The following is a 14,231-nucleotide window of genomic DNA, read 5'->3' as shown; positions in this document are numbered from 1 at the left end:
CCCTAGTACCCCTCCTCCTGCTGCTCCTCGCGCATCCGGCGCTGGATGTCCTGGATGTCGGCGTGCACCTGGCCCACGAGCGACAGCATCTGCGCCTCGCGCTGCAACAGGCCCTTGAGCCGCTCCATGCGCTCGGGGGACGCGTTGATGAGGGTCAGACCGCGCTCGAGCATCTGGCGCTGCTCCGCGTCCGCCCGCCCGGCCACGCTGCCCAGGAAGGGCCGGTCCGAGAATCCCTCGAGGTCCGCGTCGTGGCCCTTGGGGTACGGGGGCGAGGGCAGCCGCAGCTCCTCGGAGGAGTGGGCCGGGCCGATGAAGTCCAGCAGCGCCGCCGAGGCGAGCGCCGGGCTCTTCGGATTGCCCGCCTTGCGCTTCTTGCGGTCGAACTGGGAGGGATCGACCAGCTTCTCGCGTACCGCCCGGGGTCCACCCCAGGGCCACAACGGTGTTCTCGGGGGCTGATTATTGATTTTGGCCATGGTCGGGTCCGAATCTCACTCCAGGTGGGACGTCGCCGTCCAGCCCGCTCCTAGCGTTTGACGCCTGCCTGCTCGCGCTGCAACTCGTAGATGAAGTTGAGGATTTCCGCGACCGCGTCGTACAGCTCCTCGGGAACCTCCTGGCCCACGTCCACGCGATAGAGGGCGTTGGCCAGCGGCACGTTCTTCATCAGGGGGATGTTGTACTGCTTGGCGATCTCCCGGATCTTCTCCGCCTTGAGGCGCAGCCCCTTGGCCACGATGCGCGGCGCGACGTCCTTTTCCTTGTCGTACTTGAGCGCGATCGCCATCTCGACATCGTCATTCATGGGAAGCCTCAGGCCCGCGCATCGGGAAGGTTGTTCTTCAAGCCGTAGACGAAGTTGAGCACCTCGGCCACCGCATCGTACAGCTCCTCGGGGACTTCCTCACCCACCTCCACGCGCAAGAGCGCGTGCGCCAGGGGCACGTTGCGCAGCGTGGGCACGTCCCGCTCCCGCGCGAGCGCCTTGATGCGCTCGGCCTTGGAGTCCAGACCCTTGACGAGCACCCGGGGCGCCACGTCCTTGTCCTTGTCGTACTTGAGCGCGACGGCCACGTGGTCCGGGTTGGTGACGATGACGTCCGCGTCCTTCACGGCCTCCATCTGCGCGCCCTCCAGCAGCTCGTGCGCCATCTCCTTGCGCTTGGCCTTCTGGTGCGGGTCACCCTCGCTCTCCTTGTATTCCTTCTTCACGTCCTCCTTCGACATCATCTGATCCTTCATGTACGCCTTGCGCTGCCACCAGACGTCGAAGATCGCGAAGAGGAAGAAGACCAGGCCCACGCGCACGGCGAGCCGGTAGACCATCTCGCCCATCACCGCCAGGGTGACGGTCGTGTCGCGGCGGACCGTCTCCACCACCAGGGGCAGGGTGTCACGCACCACGCCGTAGGCCACGTAGGCCGCGATGGAGATCTTCGCCAGGTTCTTGATGAGCTCGACGAGCTGCTTCTTGGAGATGAGGTTCTTGATGCCGTCGATGGGGTTGAGCTTCTCCAGCTTGGGCATCAGCGGATCCATCGTGAACAGCGAGCCCACCTGGAGGAAGTCCAGGAGGCCTCCCATGATGGCCACGCTCGCCACGATGGGCAGCGACAGCAGGATGACGGTGTTGAGCCCCATGACCATCAACTGGAAGGTGGCCGTCTGGATGCCGTCCGGATGGGCGATGTGATCGAAGCTGAAGTGGAACAGCTCGGTGATCTGCGTCTCCACCCGGGGCCACGTGGCCTTGACCACGCCCAGGCCCACGAGGAAGCCGAACACGCCCGTCAGATCCTTGCTCTTCCAGACCTGGCCCTTCTTGCGGGCGTCGTCGAGTTTCTTTTGACTCGGTTCTTCTGTCTTCTCGCCGGACATGCGGAACCTCCCGGCTCAGCCGAGCAGACGGATGGCGTTACGAAGCAGGGCCACCATGGCGGAGAACTCCACCTGCATGCGTCCCATGATGAGGCTCAGGGACATGAAGACGATGACGACGCCCACCAGCGGCTTGATGGCCATGGAGATGAAGAACACCTGGACCTGGGGCGCCACGCGGTTGATGGCGCCCAGGGCCATGTCCGTGAGGAAGGCGGCCAGCATGGTGGGCGCGGCGAGCGCGAGGGAGATCTTCAAGAGGTTGGCGAAGGAGCGGATGAACAGCTCGAAGAAGGCCCACTCCCCCTCGGAGTAGCGCGGGAACTTGTCCAGCGGCACGACGATGAAGCTCTCGGCGAGCGCCTGGATGACCAGGTGGTGGCCATTGAGCGTGAGGAACAGCACCACCGCCAGCTGCACCTTGAGGTTGGAGAAGAGCGTCACCTGCTGGCCCAGCTGCGGCACGTAGAGCTGGGCGTTGTTGCTGCCCGACATGGTGTCGGTGATGTTGCCCGCCACGCGCGCGGCCTCGAAGACCGTGCTCACGAGGGTGGCCAGGCACACGCCGATGAAGATCTCCTTGAGCATCAACCCGATGTAGGGGAACGCGCTCGTGGGAATGGCGCCCATGCGCGGACTGACCGCGGGAAACAGCACCGCGGAGAGCATGACGCCCACGCCCATCTTGATTTCCGTGGGCACCACCTCGCCGCCCAGGAAGGGCGAGAGCACCAGGACCGGCATGATCCGGCACAGCAAGAGGCCCATGGTGAAGATGACGAGCGAGAGGTTGGCCTGCTCCGTCAGCCGGGCAATGACCTCTTGGACGTTCATCGGATGATGGCCGGGAACTGGTCGAACACGTGGAAGGTGAAGCGCACGAGCTGACTGCCGATCCACGGACCCACGAGCGCCAGCACGCCGAACACGGCGATGACCTTGGGCGCGAACGAGAGCGTCTGCTCCTGGATCTGCGTGGTGGCCTGGAACACGGAGATGAGGAAGCCCACGAGCAAGCTCATCAGCACCGGCGGCGCGGAGACGATGAGCACGAGGAAGAGGGCCTGCTGCAGGATGGAGTTGAGCTGGTGCATGCGCGTCTCACAGGTAGCCGACGACCAGGCCCTTGGCGATGAGGTACCAGCCATCGACGAGGACGAAGAGCAGCAGCTTGAAGGGCATGGAGATGGTGGTGGGCGACAACATGTGCATGCCCAGCGCCAGCAGGATGTTGGCCACCACCATGTCGATGACGATGAAGGGCACGAAGAGCAGGAAGCCTATCTGGAAGGCTTCCTTGAGCTCGGACACCACGAAGGCCGGGACGATCACCATGAAGTCCTGCTCGGTGAGCTCCTTGCGGTCCTCCTCCGTGGTCCGCATCTTCTTGGCCAGGTTGAAGAAGAGCGCGCGATCCTTGGGCGTGATCTTCTTGATGAGGAAGGTGCGCAGGGGCTCCTTGGCCTTGCTGGCCGCGCTGAGCAGGGTGCCCACGGACTCCGAGGACAGCAGGCCCGGCCCCTTGGAGAGGATGTCCACCTCCGAGGCCCGGTACATGGACTGGCCCACCGGGGCCATGATGTAGACGGTGAGGATGATGGCCAGGCCGGTGATGACCTGGGTGGGCGGAATCTGCTGGGTGCCCAGCGCCGAGCGCACGATGGAGAGCACCACCGAGATCTTCACGAAGCTCGTCACCATCATCAGCACGAAGGGGACGAGCGACAGCGCGGCCAGCGCCAACATGAGGACCAGCGGCCGCGAGGCGAAGGAGTCGGGACTGACCGACTCGACGGACATGGGCGCGTCCGGAGATCCGCCGGCGCGCTTGGCCGCCAGGGCGATGAACGGATTCAACGCGACCGCCCCGGCGAACAGCCAGGGCATGAGGCGGAGGACGGGGAGGCGAGTGTTGGGCGTGAATCTCATCGTCTCAATCAGGCGCCCGGCGGCCGGGTGCCGCTCGGTTGGGTAGCCGCCTGCTGCGTGGCGTCGCGGCGGGCGAGAAGCTTCTGGAGGAAAGGCGTCAGGGGGACCACGTTGGCCGGGGGCCGCTCGGAGCGGATGCGCTCCACCGCCTCGGTGTCCAGCTTCGACAGCAGTTGCAGACCGTTGTCGCCACTGCCCACCAACAGGTACTCGTCCGCCGCCTTGAGCACGAAGAGGGTGCGGCGCGGCTCCAGGGCCACCCGCTCCACCACCGACACCACCGCGGGCCGCCCCAGGGGCACGCCCTGCAACCCCATCAGCTTGCGCAGGCCCACGTTGAGCGTGAGGTAGATGCAGCCCACCACCGCGCCGAACATCAGCAGCGTGCGCGTGAGCATCCACCCGAGGCTCTCGGGCGCCTCTTCTCCGCCCGTCCCCAGCAGGGACGGCTCCAGGGCGTCCGGGGGAGCGTGCGCCGGGGAGGGCTCCAGGGGGAGCGCGGTGGAGGGAGCACTCACGGTGGGCGCGGGCTCGACGGGGGCCTCGGCCCGGGCCAGCGGCGCCAACAGGACGCACGCGCAGAGCCACAAGGCCCTGCGGGACAGGAAAGCGGAAGACGCGGCCATGGTGGGGCGCGAGGCTAGTGCATCGGAGAGGAGACCGCCACGGGGCCTCCCCCCCGCCCTCCTCGCTCGCCTGCCTGGAGCCACGGTGGGTTCAGCCCGCGAGCGAGAGGATGCGGACGCCCAACTGGCCCTCCAGCTCCACCAGCTCGCCTCGAGCCACCACCTTGCCATTCACCGACAGGTCCACGGGCTCGCCCGGCCCGCGGCGCAGCTCGATGACCTGGCCGGTCCGCAGCCCCACCACCTGCTCCGCCGTCACCGGCAGCCGGGCGAGTTCCACGGAAATCTGTAGCGGGATGTCACCCAGCAGGTCTCCTGCATCCATTCTGTCGTCGCTCTCCGCCAAGGGGTTGTCTCTCTCGGGGTTGGTGTACTCCTCCCCCGCCGCGGCCGCCGCGTCCTCCGCATCGGGGGGCGAGCCCTGGTGGCCTTCCTCGGCCTGGACCACGCCGGTGATGCGCGCCTGGTACCCACCGTTCTGGACGAAGACGTCCGCGGTCAGGTGGCCCAGGCGGCCCAGCCCCAAGAACAGCCGCGCGGTACCCGCGCTCCCCTGATCCGGCCGGGCCAGGAAGTCGTCCACCAGCACCACGTCCTTCACCCGGAGGCTCGCCAGGTCGCGGCCGGTGATCTCCGCGACACCAATCTCCGCGCGCAACCAGGTGCGCACCGCCGACAAGCGGTGGACGTGGGCTTCCAGCTCCGCCTTCTCCGTGGCGCGGCGCTGCTCGGCCGCGGGCGCGGACGTCATCACGTCCATCACCCCCGCGGGGACGAAGAGGCGCACCATTCCATCCTGCGAGCCGAGCCGCGTGCGGAGTTGGATGCCCACCACCGGGCCCTCCTCGCTCAGCCGGGACACCGCCTCGTCCACGCCCCGCGACACGCCTTCCAGGCGCAGCTTGGGCTGCTGGGAATCCATTCCCGGCACCAGCGCCTTGATGGCCTCGAGGACGACGAAGCTCGCCACGCCCTCCTCGATGTCCGTCAGGGGCCGCAGGCCGACCGCCTCCCCCGCGCCGCCCAGCAGCATGTCCACCGCGGCGTGCGCCAGGGACAACTCCACCTCCAGCACCGCGCGGCCCCGATGCGCACCGGGCACCAGGAAACACAGGAAGGTGGGCTCCACCAGCACCCGGCGCAGCTCTCCCGCGCCGAGCACCCGCGCCGACTCCAGGGAGAAGCCCACCTGGGTGTCGAAGAGCGCCTTGAGCCGCGCCCCCAGGGCCTCGGTCGCCTCGGACTTGGGCTTGAGCCACTGCACCTGCTCGAGCAGCCGGGTATCGGCGAGCGACACCTTCTCCAGCTTGAAGACGTGGGGCTTCCACGTCTTGCCCGCCGGGCGCTTGAGCTGGCGGGTGTCGACGACCATGGTGCGCTCTTGCTCGCCCGGTCCGTCGTCCGCGTCGAGGCTCATGTCTTCGCCTCTACCCGCATCGTCTCGAGGGTCAGACCCTTGCCCGCCAGCGCGGTCTTGAGCCCATCGCGCTGCTGCTCGAGCATCTTGAGGACCTCACGGTCCTTGCCACTGAACACGGCCTGGATCTTCCCGTTCTTGGCGCTGAGCTTGATGCTCAGGCCACTGAGCACATCGCCCCGCAGTTCGATCTGGAACTCGGCGTGGCCCGCGGCGTTGGTGCCCACGCGGATGCGCTCGACGATCTTCTGGGCGATCTCATTGGCCAGGGCGCGCATGCGCTCCGAGCCCGCGGTCTGCGTGGGCTTGGCCACGGGCACGGGAGCCATCAGCGCCGGGTTGAAACGGAAGCCCGCGGCCAGCTCCGCGCCGTCCTTCTTGTCCTTGCCGTCCCCACCGCCCTGCTTGCCGCCGCCATCCGCGTCCGTCTTGAGGGCGCCCTTGCCCCGGCTCGCCTGGGCGCCAGCGGCGGCGTTGTCGCTGCTCTGGGTCATGTCCTCGCCGCGCTCGTCGAGGGTCTTCTCGGTGACGCGGGCGTCCGTGGAGCGCGACTCGGCGCGCGAGTGCACCACGGCCTGATCGTTCTGACGGCCCCGGGTGAGCTGGCCCGTGGGGGAGGAATCCGTCTGCTGACCCTCGGTGCGAGCCTCGCCCTCGGCCTTGCCGGTGTGGCGCTGCTGGGTGCGCACCTCACCCGACTTGCCCTCCTGCTGGAGTCGGGCGAGCACGGACTTGCCCAGGGACTGCTGTTGAGGCTGCGCGGCCTTCTGCTGGGGGGCCTGCGCGGCCTTCTGCTCCTGGACCATCTTGGAGAAGGCGGACTCGCCCTCCTGGCGCTGCTTGGACTTCGTCTCCTGGAGACGCCTGTCCTGGACCGCCCGCTCCGCGGCCCGCTGCGCCTGACGATCGTCTTCAACTCGGCTCATCGCTTCACCACCTGGGAGGACGCGAGGTTACTTGCGCTGGCGCATCAGGAACAAGGTGTTGCCAATTTCCTCCTGGTTCAGATCCTCCTTCGCCTGGCGCTCAGCGCGGATCTGCTTCTGCCAGTTCTCCTTATGCTTCTCGATGGCCTTGAGCTCCTTGGCGGCCTCGGCCATCTCACGGCGGCGCTGCTCGACGAGCTTCTCCGCCTGCCGGACGGTTTCCTTCTGGCGCTCGATCTCCAGGGCCAGCTGCGCCTCCTCGTCCTTGAGGCGCTCCTCGTAGCGGTTCATCTGGTTGAAGCCGTTGACGCCCGCGTTGCCCTTGGCCATCACCTGTTGCAGGTAGGCCATGACCTTCTGCTTGCGCTCGGCCTTGCGCGTCACGAGCTCCTGCTCCATGCGCTGCAGTTCCGCCTTCTGCTTTTCCAGGGCCTTGACGGCGTCGGAGAAGGCCTGTTCGGCCTCTTCCTTGGCGCGCTCGCGCATCTCGAGCAGGGTCTGCAAACGGTAGGGGGGCATGGTGCCCACATCCTAGCCGGAAACGGCCCGAGCCCGTTACTCCTCGAAAAGCTGGATGAGCTGCTCCACGGTCTCCTCGTAGGGGCTGTTGGAGTGGGTGTCCTGCTTGAGGAAGTCGATGATCGCGTCGTACTTGTCGATGGCGTAGTCCGTCCGGGGGTCCGTGCCGTACTGGTAGGCGCCCAGGAGGATGAGGTCGCGCTGCTTCTCGTAGGTGGCCAGCGTCTCGCGCAGCTTGCCCGCCGCCTTCTTGTGATCCTTGGAGACGATGCCGCTCATCACACGCGAGAGGCTGGCGAGCACGTCCATGGCGGGCCACTGGTTGCGCTCGCCCAGGGCGCGGTTGAGGATGAAGTGGCCGTCGAGAATACCGCGGACCTCGTCGGCGATGGGCTCTTCCATGTCACCGCCGGCCACCAGGCACGTGTAGATGGCGGTGCACTTGCCCTTGTCCGAGTTGCCCGTGCGCTCGAGGATGCGCGGCAGCATGGAGAACACGCTCGGCGGATAGCCCTGGCGCGCCGGGGGTTCACCAATGGCGAGGCCGATTTCACGTTGGGCTCGCGCCAGACGCGTCACCGTGTCGAGCATGAAGAGCACGTTGCCGCCGCGCTCTCGGAAGTACTCGGCGATGGCCGTGGCCACGTAGGCGGCGCGCAGACGCACGAGGCTCGGCTGATCCGAGGTGGCGCACACCAGCACGGAGCGCTTCATGCCCTCCTCGCCCATGGCGTCCTCGATGAACTCGCGCACTTCGCGGCCACGCTCGCCGATCAGCGCCACCACGCAGAGGTCCGCCTGGGTGTTGCGGGCGATCTGCCCCATCAACGTGGACTTGCCCACGCCCGAACCGGCGAAGAGGCCCACGCGCTGGCCCTCGCCCACCGTGAGCAGGCCATCGATGCAGCGCACGCCCAGGGGCAGCGGCCGCTCGATGCGCTGGCGCTTGAAGGGGTCCGGACAATCCCGGTCCACCGACCAGTCCATCATGCCGTCCGGCAGGGGCATGCCGTCCATGGGCTCGCCGATGCCATTGAGCACGCGGCCCAGCAGCTCCTCGCCGCACTTGATGGAGAGCGGCCGGCCCGTGGGGATGACCTCGCTGTCCGGACCGATGCCGAGCAGCTCGCCCAGGGGCATGAGCATGACCTCATCGCCCTGGAAGCCCACCACCTCGGCCTTCACCGAGGCGCGGCCCCCGTGGCCCTTGATGTAGACGAGCTCACCCACGCGCACGCCCGGCACGCTCGCCTTGATGACCAGGCCCGTGAGCTCGGTGACGCGGCCGCGCACCCGGTACAGCGGCGCCTCGCGGATGAGGTTGTAGTAGCGCGAGAGATCGATGGCCATGGCTTACGCGGGCCCTTCCTTCTTGGCCGTGTCGGGGAACAGCACGTTCTGGAGCATCTCGAACTGGGTGGGCAGCTGCGCGTCCACGGTGCCGAACTCCGTGCGCACGATGCACCCCACGGGCGCCACCTCGGGGTCCTCCTTGATGGACACGTCCACCGCCCGGCCGATCATCTCCATCAACTCCGCCTTGCGCGCGCGCAGCACGGCGGCCGACTTGGGATTCACCCGGAGCACCACCGCCCGGGCGTTGCGCAGCTCCTCGACGGCCTTGGCGCAGATGTCCGCCAGGATGGAGGGGTCGCGCTCCACGTCCCGGCCGATGATCTTCTCCGCCATCTTGCACGCCAGCGACACGACGTCGTGCTCCTGCTGGGCGAGGATTTCCCCGGCCTGCATCTTCGCGCGCAGCAGCGTCTCGGTGACCTGCGCCAGACCCTCCTGACGGCCCTGCTCGCGGGCCCTGGCCAGCACGTCCTCGCGCTCGCGCTGCGCCTCCGCGAGGATGCGCTCCTTCTCGCGGTTGGCCTCCTCGATGATGCCCTGGGCGGACTGCCGGGCCTCGAAGACCTCGGCGTTCATCACGCCCGGACGCGGCGGACGGAGCGCGGGCCTGTCCCCTCCGGGCAATGGCTCCGTCCCCGAATCGCCCTTGATCACCTTGCCGATCGCCATGGAAAGCTCCTTGTCAGCGGGATGCTAGCGCGTTCCGCCCCTCGGGCCACGCCCACTCGCACCCGGCGGCCGAGGCCGCTCGTTCCGCTGGGATTGTGTCTCGTCCCGCCGGAGGGCCTCCCGGGAGGGACTGGTGCCCATCACCCGGGGCGGACGCTCGGACGCGTCACCCCGGGGCTCTGAATTGCCCACGGCACCCCGGCCGTGCGCCCGGGCCGCCGGCGAACGGAAGATGCGCGAGCTCTCCGTTTCCGGAGGTGGCTCGCTCGAACGCGGGCGGGTGCCCGTCCGGGACGGAGGCGCGCCCTGGGGCACGGAGCGTTCCCGCTCCGGAGGCGCCACCACCCGGCTCACCCGTGAGGGAGAAGACTCCGGAGGCGCCACCACCCGGCTCACCCGTGAGGGAGAAGACTCCGGAGGCGCCACCACCCGGCTCACCCGTGAGGGAGAAGACTCCGGAGGTGCCGCCACCCGGCTCACCCGTGACGGCAGGGCATCCAAGGGCGCCACCCGGCTCACCCGCGACGGCGAGGACTCGGGGGGGGCCTCCCCCCGAGGACGCTCCCTCTGGCCCGCCCCCGTGGCGCCAGCCCGGCGCGCCTCGCGTTCGGCGATGGGATCCCGGCGCAACACCTGGGAAGAAGCGGAGGAAGACGCGGACCGGCGAACCACGGAGCTCTCCGGCGCCGATTCCGCTCGCCCCTCGCGTGGCTGGGAAGAGGGACGGTTCGCGGAGGAAGCGGGGGACCTGCCACCCGGGGGAGGACCCAGCGTCGGCGGGCGCGGAGCGGTGGTGAGTCGTACCGGACGCTCGATGAGGCCCCGGGCCGCGAGCCGTTCGAGGTCGGTGACGATGTCCGTCCGGCCGCCATCTCCCCGGCTCGTCGGCTTGGCACGCTCCTCGCGCACCCACTTCGCCACGACCTGCCCGAACTCTCCGCGGTGCTTCTCCAGCAGGCGGGCGGCGAACTCGGCGGACTGGGTCACGCTCGCGCGCGCGAGGCGGTGCACGCCCGCGCCCCGGATGGCGGCGGCCAGGTCATCCAGGCCTCCGTACTGTCCGAGCTGCGCCGAGGCCTCGTCCTCGGGGAGCTTGCGCGGGGCATTGGCCGTCACGGCCCGCGTGGCGAGCTGACGCATGTGCGGCGGCAACGTCGCGATGGCCGGCTCGCGCGCCGTGTCCGGAATGCCCGCCAGCGCGGGGCCCAGCACCCGGGCGCCCAGGCGATCACACACGGTGAGCAGCTCACGCGCCTCCAACAGGAGCACGTCGGTGAACTTGAAGGGAACGTGCGCGGAGGCCTCGCGCGCGAGCCGCTCCTCCAGCTTCCAGCGCACGATGTCCAGGATCTGCGGCCGCACCTCGCGCGTGAGCTTCACCCGGCCCGTGGACGGCAGGTGGGAGCGCACCGCGTCCGCGAGCGGTCCCGGCAGCGCGCGGAGCACCACCTCCACCAGGGCGGCGCGCTCGTTCTTGAGCAGTCCCGCCAGTCGCTCCGGCTCCGCGCTCCAGAGCTGGCCGCGGCGATCCTTCATCAGCCGCTTGATCTCCTGGACCAGCAGCGGAATGCGCTTGTCGCGGGGAATCTGCAGGATGCCCTGGGCGCGGTGCTGCAACAGCTCCGCCTCTTCCTCGGGCAGATGCTCCAGCGCGGAGACCCCCTCCTGGCCCCCGAAGGTGATGGCGGTCAGGAGCATCATCGTCTGTCGCTTGCTCAGCGAGGTGAAGAACTGGTCCAACGGTCACCCCGCACGGGAGAGGCGTTCCAGGAAGACAACGGACGATGCTCGCATCGCTCCTACTTCGACCGGGCGCGCGCCGCGGAGGCGCCTCCGCCCCGGAGGAACGGCCACGCCGCCAGGCCGAGCGAGGCCAGCACGAGCAGCACCGCCACCGCCGCCATCATCCGGAACTGGCCCAGGCTGGAAGCCGTCATGCGGATGCCCATCAGCTCCTTGAGCTGATCGTCCCGGATGCCCTCGGTATCGGGCGTCGTCGCCGGCGTGAGCAGCACCGTCACCGCCGAGGGCTTGAGCTCCGGCACCGCGGTGGAGACGAACTGCTGGATGTCCTCGCGCTTGATGGGCGGCTCGTTCTTCGCGCCCGGCCGATACTTGATGAACACGGAGGACGAGGGCATCGGCTTGTTCTCCGGCTGGGTGAGGTCGTTGTTCTCCGGGATCATCACGATGACCCGGGCCTCGAGCACGCCGTCGATCTGATTGAGCGCGTTGGACACCTCGCCGCCCAGCGCCTTGAGCAGCATGGCGCGCTCCTCGGTGGCCGTGGGCACCATGCCGCCCTTGGCGAAGTGGCTCAGGCCCTTCTCCTTGGGCCGGGGCAGCGAGTAGTCGCGCAGCAGCTCGGCGGCCTGGGCCGCGTCCGCCTTGGGCACCTGCATCCGGAAGCGCAGCTCGTTGCCACCCTCCTCCTTCAGCTTCGTGGCGTTGATGCCGTGCTTGCTGAGCAGGACGTAGATTTCATTGGCGTCCTGCTCGGAGAGGTCATGTTGCAGGTCGATGGTGCAGCCGGTCCCCAGCGCGAGAGCGAGGAGGGCCGCGAGCGCGTACGGTCGGAGCGTCATGGGCGCGCCTAGCTTAGATGGGCCGCCATGTTTCCAACAAGACCCGAGCCGGAAACACCCCGGGAAACGCGAAAGGGCGTCCCCTCGGAGAGGAGACGCCCTCGCGTGAATCCAGCGCCCGTCTGACTGGCCGCTGGGCGCGGACTAGACCTGGGTCTTGAGCGTGTCCTTGAGACCGCTCGTGGCCTTCTCGACCACCTTGCTCGTCAGGTCCAGCTCCTGCGTGTACTTGTACATGCCGGCCTGGAGCGACAGCAGCTCCGCGTTGGAGAAGTTCTTCCCGGAGGCGCCCGCCTGGATGAGCTTCTCCATGTTGACCTGGCCCTTCTCCAGCTCGCCCACGACGTGCGAGAGCATGTTGCCGGCCTTGCTGGCCTCCTGCTTGCCGGTGACGGACTGGGCCCCCTTCGCGGTGGCGGGCTCCTGCCCGGCGGGGTTCACCTTGTTGAGCGCCACCTTGTCCATCTTGTTGATGGCCTCGGCGTGGCGGACCTGCTCGGTGCGCTGCGTGGCCTGAGCGGCCTGCGCCTGCTGCACCTGCTCCGGGCCCTGCGCCTTGTTAGCGAGGGCCGCGTCGAACTTCGAGGCCCCCTGCTTGTTGACCTGCTGCGCGCCCTGGTCCTGCGACTTCTGCTGGGCGATCTGCGCTGCCGAGACGCCGGCCATTGGACCCGCCATGTGACTGCCTCCTTGAGTCATCCGGGGAGGAAGAGTCCTCCTCGTTCAACAATTCCTTGAGCCGCTCGATGGCGCGCGCGTGCAACCGCGACGCCCAGCTCTTCGACTGACCGATCTCCGCGCCCGCCTCTTCCAGCGTCTTGCCCTGGAAGTAATACCCCTGCAGCAGCCTGCGCTCCTTCTCCGGGAGCTTCTCGATCGCCGCCCTCACCCGCACCCGCTGCTGCTCCAGCTCCATCCGTTGATCCACCGGAAGGGACTCGTCCGAGAAGCCCAGCGACTCGGACCCCTCGAGGCTGGTGGCGAACACCATCGCCAGCCCCGCCACCGCGTTGGAAATCTCCATGACATCATCGTCAATGGACCCTCCGCGGTTGCCTCCTCCCTGCTCGCGATCCGACAAATTTCCCAAATAGGCCGTCGCGCGCTCGCCCATGTAGGACGTCCGCGCGTCATTGCCCTTGAGAACGCCCATCTTGCGCAGGCCATCGTAGATGGCGCCCTTGATGCGGTAGTGGGCGAAGGTGAGGAAATTGGCCCCCACCTTGGGATCGAAACGGTCCGCCGCCTCGAGCAGGCCTATCTGCCCGTACGCGAGGAGTTCATCCAGTTCGAGCTGGGCGGAGAACTGCTTACGGACGGTCGACGCGAGCGACCGGACGTAAGGTCCGTACTTCTCCAGCAAGACCTTCTTGTCTTCGCCGAGAGCCAAGCGCGCCGCTCACTCGGCCTTCGACCACAACCGCTCGAGGGCCTGATTCAGACGGGGGTCATCCTGCAGGGCATCCGCGATCTTGGTCGTCAGGGCCGATGACTTCATGCGCAGCTTCTCCTTGAGCACCTCGGCGACGAGCTTGCGCGTCGCCTCGTCCTTGCTCTTGAAGTTCCCGTTCTTGAGCTGTTTCGCGATGACGAGGGCCTGGGCACTCAAGGGGTCCGCGGCTTGCGGCCCCTGGACATTGTCCGAGCCCACCAGACCCGAGGGGCCTACCAGCCCCGCGGTCCGATCCACGGTGCCACCGAACGAGGCGCCACCCGCCTTGCCAGCCGGTGCCTTGCCCGAGGCACCCTTGGCGCCTCCGGCCCGTCCCTTTCCGCCCCCTCGTCCGATTCCACCGACCGACATCGGCATCTCCTTCGCGTCAACGACAGACTACTTCCTGGCGCCGGGCGGCGGCAAAGCCCCCGCGTCCTTCGCTTCGATCAACACCTGGGCCAGACGCGCCCCATCACTCTCGGGCTCCAAGTCCAGCGCCGCCTTCAATTCCTTCTGGGCCTCGGGCACCTTGCCCATGAACAGCAGGGCCTCGCCCACGTGGGCACGGGGCAGCGACGACTGGGGCGCGAGGCGCTGGGCGGCCCGGTAGGCCTGCAACGCCTTGTCATAGCGGCCCTGGGCGAACTCGAGCGAGCCCATGGCCAGCTGGGGCACTTCGCTCCGGGGCATCAGCGCCACGGCGCCGGCGAAGACCTCACGTGCCTTGTCATACTGGCCCATGTCCAGCCAGAGATAGCCCGCCTCGAGGAGGATCATCGCCTCGCGCCGCGCGAGCGGAACCAGGCTGCCCGAGATCTCCGAAGTCTCCGCCATGTGACGTCCGTGTCCTTTCCGAAGCCGGGAGGCGGGGCCTCCCGGTTACCGAAC

At 68.2% G+C, this 14,231-nt stretch carries 18 protein-coding genes; all 18 read right to left on the bottom strand.

Going from position 1 to position 14,231, the window contains the following annotated elements; all coding sequences use genetic code 11:
• Positions 1–2 precede the first annotated feature (2 nt).
• The 18 genes from MEBOL_RS26755 to MEBOL_RS26670 all read right to left on the bottom strand — a co-directional run bounded on the left by MEBOL_RS26755 (position 3) and on the right by MEBOL_RS26670 (position 14,177).
• Positions 3–479 (bottom strand): hypothetical protein, encoded by a 477-nt coding sequence (locus MEBOL_RS26755; protein ID WP_095980112.1) that lies wholly within the window; start codon positions 477–479, stop codon positions 3–5.
• A 50-nt stretch (positions 480–529) separates the two neighbouring features.
• The gene (locus MEBOL_RS26750) at positions 530–808 is read right to left on the bottom strand and encodes an EscU/YscU/HrcU family type III secretion system export apparatus switch protein (protein ID WP_095980111.1); all 279 of its coding nucleotides are present in this window, start codon (positions 806–808) and stop codon (positions 530–532) included.
• An 8-nt stretch (positions 809–816) separates the two neighbouring features.
• Entirely contained in the window at positions 817–1,881 is a 1,065-nt protein-coding gene (sctU, locus tag MEBOL_RS26745; RefSeq protein WP_095980110.1) for a type III secretion system export apparatus subunit SctU, read from the bottom strand.
• Positions 1,882–1,896: 15 nt separating this feature from the next.
• Positions 1,897–2,715 carry a flagellar biosynthetic protein FliR gene (locus MEBOL_RS26740; RefSeq protein ID WP_095980109.1) on the bottom strand — a complete coding sequence of 273 codons (819 nt, stop codon included), beginning with the start codon at positions 2,713–2,715 and terminating at the stop codon, positions 1,897–1,899.
• Positions 2,712–2,975 carry a flagellar biosynthesis protein FliQ gene (gene fliQ, locus MEBOL_RS26735; protein ID WP_095980108.1) on the bottom strand — a complete coding sequence of 88 codons (264 nt, stop codon included), beginning with the start codon at positions 2,973–2,975 and terminating at the stop codon, positions 2,712–2,714. The genes MEBOL_RS26740 and fliQ overlap by 4 nt, the downstream gene beginning before the upstream one ends.
• Before the next feature lie 7 nt (positions 2,976–2,982).
• Positions 2,983–3,768 (bottom strand): type III secretion system export apparatus subunit SctR, encoded by a 786-nt coding sequence (sctR, locus tag MEBOL_RS26730; protein WP_179956300.1) that lies wholly within the window; start codon positions 3,766–3,768, stop codon positions 2,983–2,985.
• Positions 3,769–3,818: 50 nt separating this feature from the next.
• Positions 3,819–4,436, bottom strand: a complete 618-nt coding sequence (locus tag MEBOL_RS26725; protein ID WP_095980106.1) for a FliO/MopB family protein — start codon at positions 4,434–4,436, stop codon at positions 3,819–3,821.
• Positions 4,437–4,527: 91 nt separating this feature from the next.
• Complete coding sequence (sctQ, locus tag MEBOL_RS26720; protein WP_095980105.1) at positions 4,528–5,853, bottom strand: type III secretion system cytoplasmic ring protein SctQ; 1,326 nt, start codon at positions 5,851–5,853, stop codon at positions 4,528–4,530.
• Entirely contained in the window at positions 5,850–6,779 is a 930-nt protein-coding gene (locus tag MEBOL_RS26715; RefSeq protein WP_095980104.1) for a flagellar hook-length control protein FliK, read from the bottom strand. The genes sctQ and MEBOL_RS26715 overlap by 4 nt, the downstream gene beginning before the upstream one ends.
• Before the next feature lie 27 nt (positions 6,780–6,806).
• On the bottom strand, positions 6,807–7,298 hold the full coding sequence (locus tag MEBOL_RS26710) for a flagellar assembly protein FliH (protein ID WP_095983022.1): 492 nt from the start codon (positions 7,296–7,298) through the stop codon (positions 6,807–6,809).
• Positions 7,299–7,334: 36 nt separating this feature from the next.
• The gene (gene sctN, locus MEBOL_RS26705; protein ID WP_095980103.1) at positions 7,335–8,648 is read right to left on the bottom strand and encodes a type III secretion system ATPase SctN; all 1,314 of its coding nucleotides are present in this window, start codon (positions 8,646–8,648) and stop codon (positions 7,335–7,337) included.
• A 3-nt stretch (positions 8,649–8,651) separates the two neighbouring features.
• On the bottom strand, positions 8,652–9,323 hold the full coding sequence (locus tag MEBOL_RS26700) for a FliH/SctL family protein (RefSeq protein WP_095980102.1): 672 nt from the start codon (positions 9,321–9,323) through the stop codon (positions 8,652–8,654).
• 24 nt (positions 9,324–9,347) lie between these two features.
• A complete protein-coding gene (locus tag MEBOL_RS26695; RefSeq protein WP_095980101.1) occupies positions 9,348–11,063 on the bottom strand; it encodes a hypothetical protein in 1,716 nt (571 codons plus the stop codon).
• Positions 11,064–11,122: 59 nt separating this feature from the next.
• Positions 11,123–11,908, bottom strand: a complete 786-nt coding sequence (locus MEBOL_RS26690; protein WP_095980100.1) for a type III secretion protein — start codon at positions 11,906–11,908, stop codon at positions 11,123–11,125.
• Between the two features lie 144 nt (positions 11,909–12,052).
• The gene (locus MEBOL_RS26685) at positions 12,053–12,586 is read right to left on the bottom strand and encodes an ATP-dependent helicase HrpB (protein WP_245918878.1); all 534 of its coding nucleotides are present in this window, start codon (positions 12,584–12,586) and stop codon (positions 12,053–12,055) included.
• Positions 12,468–13,298 (bottom strand): sigma-70 family RNA polymerase sigma factor, encoded by an 831-nt coding sequence (locus MEBOL_RS26680; RefSeq protein WP_095980099.1) that lies wholly within the window; start codon positions 13,296–13,298, stop codon positions 12,468–12,470. The genes MEBOL_RS26685 and MEBOL_RS26680 overlap by 119 nt, the downstream gene beginning before the upstream one ends.
• Positions 13,299–13,307: 9 nt before the next feature.
• Positions 13,308–13,712 (bottom strand): hypothetical protein, encoded by a 405-nt coding sequence (locus MEBOL_RS26675; protein ID WP_095980098.1) that lies wholly within the window; start codon positions 13,710–13,712, stop codon positions 13,308–13,310.
• A 27-nt stretch (positions 13,713–13,739) separates the two neighbouring features.
• Complete coding sequence (locus MEBOL_RS26670; protein WP_095980097.1) at positions 13,740–14,177, bottom strand: tetratricopeptide repeat protein; 438 nt, start codon at positions 14,175–14,177, stop codon at positions 13,740–13,742.
• Positions 14,178–14,231: the final 54 nt, after the last annotated feature.

The organism is Melittangium boletus DSM 14713, from assembly GCF_002305855.1.
GTDB lineage: Bacteria > Myxococcota > Myxococcia > Myxococcales > Myxococcaceae > Cystobacter > Cystobacter boletus.
The sequence above is the reverse complement of the archived record's forward strand: the minus strand, read 5'-3'. Positions and strand labels throughout refer to the sequence as shown.

Coding starts and splice junctions, on each gene's coding strand:
- fliQ (WP_095980108.1), bottom strand. CDS start 2,975: ATGCACCAGCTCAACTCCATCCTGCAGCAGGCCCTCTTCCTCGTGCTC.
- sctN (WP_095980103.1), bottom strand. CDS start 8,648: ATGGCCATCGATCTCTCGCGCTACTACAACCTCATCCGCGAGGCGCCG.
- MEBOL_RS26685 (WP_245918878.1), bottom strand. CDS start 12,586: ATGGCGGGTCCAATGGCCGGCGTCTCGGCAGCGCAGATCGCCCAGCAG.
- MEBOL_RS26725 (WP_095980106.1), bottom strand. CDS start 4,436: ATGGCCGCGTCTTCCGCTTTCCTGTCCCGCAGGGCCTTGTGGCTCTGC.
- MEBOL_RS26700 (WP_095980102.1), bottom strand. CDS start 9,323: ATGGCGATCGGCAAGGTGATCAAGGGCGATTCGGGGACGGAGCCATTG.
- sctR (WP_179956300.1), bottom strand. CDS start 3,768: ATGCCCTGGCTGTTCGCCGGGGCGGTCGCGTTGAATCCGTTCATCGCC.
- sctU (WP_095980110.1), bottom strand. CDS start 1,881: ATGTCCGGCGAGAAGACAGAAGAACCGAGTCAAAAGAAACTCGACGAC.
- MEBOL_RS26710 (WP_095983022.1), bottom strand. CDS start 7,298: ATGCCCCCCTACCGTTTGCAGACCCTGCTCGAGATGCGCGAGCGCGCC.
- MEBOL_RS26755 (WP_095980112.1), bottom strand. CDS start 479: ATGGCCAAAATCAATAATCAGCCCCCGAGAACACCGTTGTGGCCCTGG.
- MEBOL_RS26690 (WP_095980100.1), bottom strand. CDS start 11,908: ATGACGCTCCGACCGTACGCGCTCGCGGCCCTCCTCGCTCTCGCGCTG.
- MEBOL_RS26715 (WP_095980104.1), bottom strand. CDS start 6,779: ATGAGCCGAGTTGAAGACGATCGTCAGGCGCAGCGGGCCGCGGAGCGG.
- MEBOL_RS26740 (WP_095980109.1), bottom strand. CDS start 2,715: ATGAACGTCCAAGAGGTCATTGCCCGGCTGACGGAGCAGGCCAACCTC.
- MEBOL_RS26675 (WP_095980098.1), bottom strand. CDS start 13,712: ATGTCGGTCGGTGGAATCGGACGAGGGGGCGGAAAGGGACGGGCCGGA.
- MEBOL_RS26670 (WP_095980097.1), bottom strand. CDS start 14,177: ATGGCGGAGACTTCGGAGATCTCGGGCAGCCTGGTTCCGCTCGCGCGG.
- MEBOL_RS26750 (WP_095980111.1), bottom strand. CDS start 808: ATGAATGACGATGTCGAGATGGCGATCGCGCTCAAGTACGACAAGGAA.
- sctQ (WP_095980105.1), bottom strand. CDS start 5,853: ATGAGCCTCGACGCGGACGACGGACCGGGCGAGCAAGAGCGCACCATG.